The organism is Nostoc sp. CmiVER01, from assembly GCF_034531135.2.
GTDB lineage: Bacteria > Cyanobacteriota > Cyanobacteriia > Cyanobacteriales > Nostocaceae > Nostoc.
The window spans coordinates 86,730-93,087 of the sequence record NZ_JAVRBU020000024.1 but is presented as its reverse complement, the minus strand read 5'-3'; the positions used below and the strand labels follow the sequence as shown (position 1 = coordinate 93,087).

Sequence of the window (6,358 nt, the reverse complement as noted above, 5' to 3'; positions counted from 1 at the left end):
ACGCAAAAATAGCTCGATGCCAGGTTCTATTCTTAAACTAAAGCCATCTCAAATAACTTTGAGATGGCTTTTGTTTTCCGGAAACGTAATGAGTCATTAAACAAACCTGAGTTCGGGATAAGAAAAGGAGCAGGTAGTAAGCTGAAAATAAGGACAAATCCAGCAATCTGCTCTATATTTAGTTTATATGTTTAGTTTAGAAGCTTTATTCTTGCCATGTAGACAATTTCTGTCAGATATTTGAAGTGCAATGGCGCAAAAAGCTGTTGAGCAACGGAGGAATCAGACGTAACCGGAAAAGAAGTCTATGTTTGAGCGAGATAATCACGATTCTGGCTGCTTTCCATCAGAATCACTATCGGAATTTCAAGTATTTTTATTTGCGGCAAGTGCGTTCGCTATCTGTGTCAGGATGAAACAAGGCTGGGACTCAAAACTCTCACAGGAAAGGTAATTACCGCTTCAGGCGTTAAACCTACTGTTCAGGTGAAATGGCCACGGGAAAACTTTTGGATTTATGGTGCCATTGAACCGTTGACTGGAGATCACAACATTATGAGTACCCGAAACTGGATGGCGAGTGTTTTCAACAGTTTTTGGATTGGCTATCTGTGCAATTAGGTAGCGATTACGCTATTTTACAGGTTGATCAAGCATCGGCTCATACAAGTTCAAAGCTCCGTTGGCCGGAGAATATTATTCCTCTGTTTCAACCACCATCAGCCCCTGAACTCAACCCAATTGAAAGGCTTTGGCAGCTGCTCAAAAAACCACTCAAAAATCAACTTTTTTCTTCTTTACAAGCTTTACGCGAGCGCATCCAAGAAATATTTGACCAACTTACTTTTGAGCAGGTAATTTCTGTCTCTTCTTACAACTTTATCCTGGAAGCTTTATTCTATGCAGCTTCAACACCTTTTCTTTAGCTGGCGTTGCGATACCCCGTTTAACTAGACCCGCTTCAAATTCCTTAATGAATTTTAAGTCTTCCTCCAATAGAGGCTGGCTTTCGCTAGAAGAAAAGTCATTACCTATAGAGGGATTTTTCTCAAGAAAAGCAAATGCTTGCCGAAATTGACGCGGATTTGCCAAAATTAGTGAGTCAAAGTGACAGGGAATAATCTGCTGAAAATCCCAACTTGCAACTGTATCAGCCCAGTTGAGGACTTGTCTTGGTGCTTGGGGAAAAATAAGGATTTGTAAGATCGGTGCAACAAATGGTCGTCCCTGACCTCGTAAAGCATCGAATGCTTGCTTCCAAGTTTCTTGCCACCGAAAAGGAAATAAACCAAAGTACGTTTTTAGCGTTCGCTGTGGTGCTTTGAGAGCATCACGAAACATCTGCCCGATTGAAGTAACTTCCAGCACACTAGGACGCAAGTAAAGCGCAAACAATGAAATGCGTTGCCATCCCTTACGGCGGTTGTCTTCATTGTCCTCGATGATCTCTGAGGCATTTTCCCTTGCATGAAACAGTAAAGGATAAGGATCTAATTGAACGATTTCCGGCGGGTTTTCTGGTACAGAAAGTATAGAATCAGTTACAAGTAGAGTGTGCGATCGCTTATGAAACACTGCAACTTCTGCAAAAGATCCTCGTCCTAAATTGATGTCCAATATTGCATAGTCAAACTCTAGAGCAAAAGGAGCAAGGCTTGAGTCCTCTGGGAGTTCTTGAGTTCGTTTTTGGGGAAAGCCTAGCCAACTAAGCGGCAGGTTAAACGGGAAACTCCACTGATGCGGGGCAACAAAGACTTGTGCTTGAGGAAAACGCCGAGAAAAAGGGCCAACGAAAACTTTATGCTCCAGACCAGAACTGGTTGGCAATATGATGTACTTAACTTCACCATGCTTTGTAACCAATTCATTAACCAAGCGGACACACTCACTTGTTGGAGCAACGGGTGCGTAGACTAGAAGCCCTCCGGCAGCGAGTTTGACGACAGTCATGCGAATCGGCACGATGGTGTAGAGAATGCCGTGAAGCTGATCGAATGTCCAGATAGTATCCTCAATTATTTCTTTGCGAAGTGTCCGCCGCCTCCCGTAGGGGTAAAGTGGTACAGCAGCCCAGAATGGCCATGACCAATCTTTTAGGTGGGTTAAAGGGTATATTTCTTGATCTTGTAGTTCTACCCTTAATTTAGCTCCTTGTGATTTCATAGTCGTTCTATTCACTTAATTTCTAATTAATAATGCGTGACTTTTGAAGTAATATGCAACTACCCAATACTCTCCAAACTCCCTCTTTTTTCCAAAAACTTCATTGGGTTGTTGACCCGATAGGATATATGGAAAGCTGCGCCCATAAATATTGTGACTTATTCACTGCTGAGATCATAGGTTTTGGGAATACAGCAGTATTTGTACAGCATCCTAAGGCACTGCAAGAAATTTTAACGAATGACAGAAAAAAGTTTACTGCTCTTGGTGAGCCTAACAAATTTTTAGAACCTCTCATAGGGAACTATTCAGTTGTCATGCTAGAGGCAGAAGGTCACAAACGACGGCGGCAATTGTTGATACCCCCTTTCCACGGCGATCGCATGAAGGCATACGGTAACTTGATTTGTAGCCTAGCAGAAAATATCTTTAATCAGCTACCACAAGATCGGTTGTTCTTAGCTAGAACTGCTATGCAGCAGATTTCTTTAGAAGTTATATTACAAGCAGTTTTCGGTTTGTCTAAGGGTGAACGCTATCAAAAACTCAAGCGATTACTGATATTAATAACAGATGTGTTTCAATCTCCCTTGACCTCTTCCTTCCTCTTTTTCTCATTTCTACAAAAAGATTTAGGTGCTTGGAGTCCTTGGGGAAATTTTCTGCGTCTGAGGCAGCAAATTGATAATTTACTCTATGCAGAAATTGCAGAGCGTCGGCTGCAAAACGATTCTAACCGCATCGATATCCTTTCATTACTTATGTCAGCCAAGGATGACCAAGGTGAATCGATGAGCGATCAACAGTTGCGCGATGAAATGATGACATTGCTACTAGCTGGAAATGAAACTACAGCATCAGCAATGGCTTGGGGCTTGTATTGGATTCATCGTTTACCAGAAGTACGTGAAAAAATGCTCCAAGAACTAAATCTTTTAGGTGATTCTCCTAACCCTATGAGCATTGTCCAATTACCTTATCTGACTGCCGTCTGTAATGAAATTTTACGATTTCTCCTGTAGCTATGCTTACTTTCCCTAGAGTAGTCCAAGAATCAACTGAACTACTGGGACATCATTTAGAGCCTGGGACAGTAATAATTGGCTGCATTTATCTTTTACACCAACGAGAAGATTTATACCCACAACACCAGGAATTTCACCCTGAACGCTTTTTGAATCGCCAATTTTCTCCCTATGAATTTATGCCATTTGGTGCTGGTGTTCGTCGCTGTGTGGGTGATGCTTTGGCTCCATTTGAAATGAAGCTCGTTTTAGCAACTGTTGTGTCACGCTATAAACTAGCGTTGGTTGAGAAGCAACCAGAAAAGCTACAGCGCAGAGGTATTACGCTGGCTCCTAAGCATGGAGTTAAGATGAGATTTGACGACAATTAGTACCTGTGCCGATTCCGAAAATTCAGTAGAGGATGCTAAAAATAGCACTTTACAAGCCTTACTGCTTGGTGAAAAAGAGCGCTAATTCGGATTAAATAACTACAAAATTCTTTTCGGTTACTGAAAATCATGAATTTTATCACTAAGGATGGATGATTTTCAGTTCAACAAACTCGTATTTAATATTACAAATAGTGAAATACTAAATTTATAGGTAATTAATTTTCCTGGGCTACCAAGGAGTAATAATGGTTTTAAATCAATATCAGCGTGCTGTAGGTGTATTTACTCATCGTCGAGATGCAGAACAAGCACTACATGAGTTGAGAGATTCTGGCTTGGCGATGGAAAAAGTATCTGTAGTTGTACAGAATAGAGATCGCAATCATGAGATTGGTGATGATGAAATAGGTGACAAATCCGACGAAGGCGCAACGGTAGGAGGGCTTTCAGGAGGCGCTGTTGGTGGGTTGACTGGTTTATTAGTAGGTCTAGGTACTTTAGCAATCCCTGGAGTTGGGCCAATAATGCTGGCTGGGGCAGCTGCAACCGCTTTGGTTACAACCCTTGTAGGGGCAAGCATAGGTGCAGCTACTGGGACTTTTGCTGGTGCATTAGTTGGTTGGGGAATGTCGGAAGAGCAAGCTAAAGCATATAACCAGAGAGTAGAGGTTGGACACTATTTAATAATCGTAGATTGTACATCTTTTGAAATTGCTAAAGTAGAAGCAATTCTCCTGCGTTGGGGTATTGAAGAGTTTGGCATTTATGAGCATTTCAACAGTGAACATGGAACTACAAATTATCTGACCACCACGACTTCTGCTACTGCCATTTCTAATAAAAGTGGGATTTTAACCAAATATGCTGTTAGTGACTTTAACAACATAGATAATGTTGAAGCTGCAATTAATGATATGTGTGTTGCAGGTTTCCCAGTAAACCAGATTTCCTTAATTAGCAAAGACTTTTCTCAATTTCAAGGATCAACAGGTGTTAATTTAAGTGAGCGCTTTGACGCTATGAGGCTAGGAATAGGAGATGAGTGGGCACGCTTTTACAACGAGCAAATTGAGCAAGGCAATTACATCCTCATCGTTAGTGGCACAGACAATGAGCTTGATTATATTAGGTCTATTTTAGGTAATTGCGGCGTTCAAGAAATTCAAATTTATGACCCAATGTTAATTCGTTCTTAAAAGCTAGTATCGGAAAATTTAATAATGAAACGCCCAAACCTCTGCTCTGGGAAGATTATTTTTCTTAGAGTGTTGATGAAGAATAAAATTAAAGGTAATTTGAAAATTGCCATGCAGCAATAGGAAATGGAAGCCAGATATCAGTCGATGAAAGGTGCAGAGTAGCTATGAGCTGTACCTTTATGCAAGAAATTGGTTTTAAATACGATAAACCTAATAAAGGCTTATACTTTTGACGTTTCTAGAACTAATGATTCTGGATTTGCCATCGGTGAATGATGCCTTGGAGCTAAAAGTTGTGCAACCATCTCTGCACGAGATGAAACCTCAAGCTTACGAAACATCCGCTTTAAGGCTTGTTTGACAGAATTTTCGGTAATCCAAAGTTGATGACCAATTTCTGCGTTAGTTTGCCCCAAAGCAACCAATTCTGCAATCTGCAATTCACGAGGCGTTAAGCGATCAGTTTTAAAATGTTGGTGCTGCGACTTTCCTTCGTAAATTGCTTGTGAACCAACTGTTGTAGCCCAAACAGATAAGTGCAGGCAAATGGCGCTCAAATCGCTTAAATTTTGTGTATCAAAGGCAGGCATTGACTTTTCACGGGTGCAACCTACTACGCCAACTAATTTATTGCGATTAATGATCGGCCCCGCCATCACATGCCAATGATCGGGGCGGGGACAGATGATTTTCCAAGCCTTTGGTGATGTCACTAATGCTTCGTGGACAGGCGCATGATGCTCTACCAGATAACGCGCTACAGGATTGTGTTCAGTGGATAGTGCGATTTTCAGAATTTTATGTTGATTGCTATCGGCTAAGGGTAGTTGCTCGAAGAAAAAAATTCTCCATCGTTTGGCGGCAAAATACTCACCAATTTTCGGCACGACTTGCGATCGCAGATCATGCTCACTACGAGCTTGATTGATGGCTTCAAAAAGAAGCTTCAAGGGACTTGTCATAAGTGAAGTTAACTCAAGTGTACCCGTTCGAGGTCTAGAAGCATTGGAATACTAAGCCTATATTATCTTTAATTTCAACAATACTTTGATATGAGAATCAAGAAAAGAAATTGCTCATTCTACTGATGGAGCAGTCTATCGTCCACCTGTCGGCAGAATGAGCAAATTTAAGAGGTACAAATGGCACAAGAGGCAATTTTCAGTCCTTTCTTTGCAACGGTGTTTTTAACATTCATAGTTTGGGTGTATATGTACATCCGCCGTATCAGTTTCATTAAAAGTAGAAAAATCCGCTCGGAGGATCTTGCTGTAGCCAGCACACTAGCCCAGATATCACCACCAAATGTATCCAATCCATCAGATAACTTCAAGAACCTATTCGAGATCCCGGTACTTTTCTATGCGCTTGTACTATATCTGTTCATCACGAAGCAGGTAGATGCAGTTTATGTTAACGCCGCATGGGTCTTTGTTGTATTTCGCGTATTACATAGTGCTGTCCATTGCACATTCAATTTGATCATGCTTCGGTTCTATCTCTACCTATTGGCTACGCTTGCGGTGTGGTTTATTGCGATCCGCGCAGCCTTTATCCACTTTGGCACGTAAATACGTATCCTTTAAGGTTTCCTACA

5 protein-coding genes and 2 pseudogenes are annotated in these 6,358 nt (G+C 41.3%); 5 read left to right on the top strand and 2 right to left on the bottom strand.

Annotated features, from left to right (window positions below; genetic code table 11):
- Window positions 1-187: 187 nt before the first annotated feature.
- A pseudogene (locus tag RMZ43_RS31785) lies at window positions 188-392 on the top strand (IS982 family transposase); the annotation flags it as partial.
- Window positions 393-569: 177 nt separating this feature from the next.
- On the top strand, window positions 570-926 hold the full coding sequence (locus tag RMZ43_RS31780) for a transposase (RefSeq protein WP_322651182.1): 357 nt from the start codon (window positions 570-572) through the stop codon (window positions 924-926).
- On the opposite strand, the gene RMZ43_RS31775 is transcribed toward RMZ43_RS31780, so the two are convergent.
- Entirely contained in the window at window positions 880-2,163 is a 1,284-nt protein-coding gene (locus RMZ43_RS31775; RefSeq protein ID WP_322651106.1) for a DUF4336 domain-containing protein, read from the bottom strand. The genes RMZ43_RS31780 and RMZ43_RS31775 overlap by 47 nt on opposite strands.
- A 53-nt stretch (window positions 2,164-2,216) precedes the next feature.
- Here RMZ43_RS31775 and RMZ43_RS31770 point away from each other — a divergent pair.
- Window positions 2,217-3,559 (top strand): annotated as a pseudogene (locus RMZ43_RS31770) (cytochrome P450).
- Between the two features lie 248 nt (window positions 3,560-3,807).
- Window positions 3,808-4,758, top strand: a complete 951-nt coding sequence (locus RMZ43_RS31765; RefSeq protein WP_322655645.1) for a hypothetical protein — start codon at window positions 3,808-3,810, stop codon at window positions 4,756-4,758.
- A 224-nt stretch (window positions 4,759-4,982) separates the two neighbouring features.
- On the opposite strand, the gene RMZ43_RS31760 is transcribed toward RMZ43_RS31765, so the two are convergent.
- Complete coding sequence (locus RMZ43_RS31760; RefSeq protein WP_322651108.1) at window positions 4,983-5,723, bottom strand: LuxR C-terminal-related transcriptional regulator; 741 nt, start codon at window positions 5,721-5,723, stop codon at window positions 4,983-4,985.
- 180 nt (window positions 5,724-5,903) lie between these two features.
- Here RMZ43_RS31760 and RMZ43_RS31755 point away from each other — a divergent pair, with 180 nt between their 5' ends.
- On the top strand, window positions 5,904-6,332 hold the full coding sequence (locus RMZ43_RS31755) for an MAPEG family protein (protein WP_322651109.1): 429 nt from the start codon (window positions 5,904-5,906) through the stop codon (window positions 6,330-6,332).
- Window positions 6,333-6,358: the final 26 nt, after the last annotated feature.